This window comes from Rhodococcus sp. LB1, from assembly GCF_001583455.1.
GTDB classification, from domain to species: Bacteria; Actinomycetota; Actinomycetes; order Mycobacteriales; family Mycobacteriaceae; genus Rhodococcus_F; species Rhodococcus_F opacus.
Genome location: NZ_LTCZ01000134.1, coordinates 1 through 1015 on the forward strand (window position 1 = coordinate 1; position 1015 = coordinate 1015).

At 62.6% G+C, this 1015-nt stretch carries 1 protein-coding gene; it reads left to right on the top strand.

What is annotated here, in order from left to right; all coding sequences use genetic code 11:
* On the top strand, positions 1 to 644 hold a 644-nt coding region (locus tag AZG88_RS51825; RefSeq protein ID WP_231914095.1), incomplete at its 5' end, for a hypothetical protein.
* Positions 645 to 1015 lie beyond the last annotated feature (371 nt).

Below are 1015 nucleotides of genomic sequence, written 5' to 3' on the forward strand. Positions count from 1 at the left end.
GGCAGTCGCCGCCGCTGCTCACGCAGAAGGCGTGGCCAGATAACCACCCTCAGCAAGATGAACGCGACAAGTCGGTCACCACATGTCCGGAGGTGCGTCTAATGGCAGGAGAGACATTCACCTATCCCTGTGCCATAACGAATAGCAGCGCTGAGGATCCGGAAGCCATCGAACTCGCGGTCCGTTGGGTGCGCCGCTGGAAGAAGCCTGACCAGAAGATCCTGCTGTGGACGCGCAGGAAGGCAGATATCAGAGAGAACGGACACGTCGCGCGCATCTCGCGTCAACCTGACGTTGTTGTCGGAACCGCGCTGGCCCGTTACGCGACCGCCTGGAACGGCGGTCCTGTTCTCGGGCTCTGGCTGGAAGCCGAGGACCTAGCGTGTATACCGGTCGGGCCAATAGCCGCGCTGTGCATCGTCCCCCGCGCGCCCCAGAGTATTTCACGTTGGAGTCTGACTGCCAACGCGGAATTCCTCGGCGACTCGCCGCGAAGGCAGGGCACCTGTTTAAGCACCTCCAGAGCTCCTTCCATTGAGACCGCGAGCGATCCACCGGCGATGCCCTCGCACGAGTGGTTTGAGGCCACGGTGGCACCTTCAAGCAGACGGACGCCTCCGCACAACTATGCCGGCGGTGACTAAGCACGACGCTGATCATCACCGTTGTCACCGAACGCGGCAGAAGCCACCACATCCTGTCCGCCCTCCGCAACATCCATAAGGGACCAAGGAACTCTCGTCGTGTCGCGAGCCTCGTCGCCCGAGGACCACGACAATGCTCACGCACACGTTCATCAGCGGTGGAGCCGGACCACCGGAATTTTTCAAGGTGTTCGAGTCCAACGGGAGTTACGCCGCGGTCTGATTCGCGTCCGGTTCGGCCGGCTCCATCTCGGCCGGTTTGTTGATCCACGCGTCGATGGGCAAATCCAGAATCTTCGGGATGCCTACGGTCCCGAACCGTTCGGGGTGCGCCAGCCGGGCCTGGGCCAACACGGCCGCGCGTTCGGTAG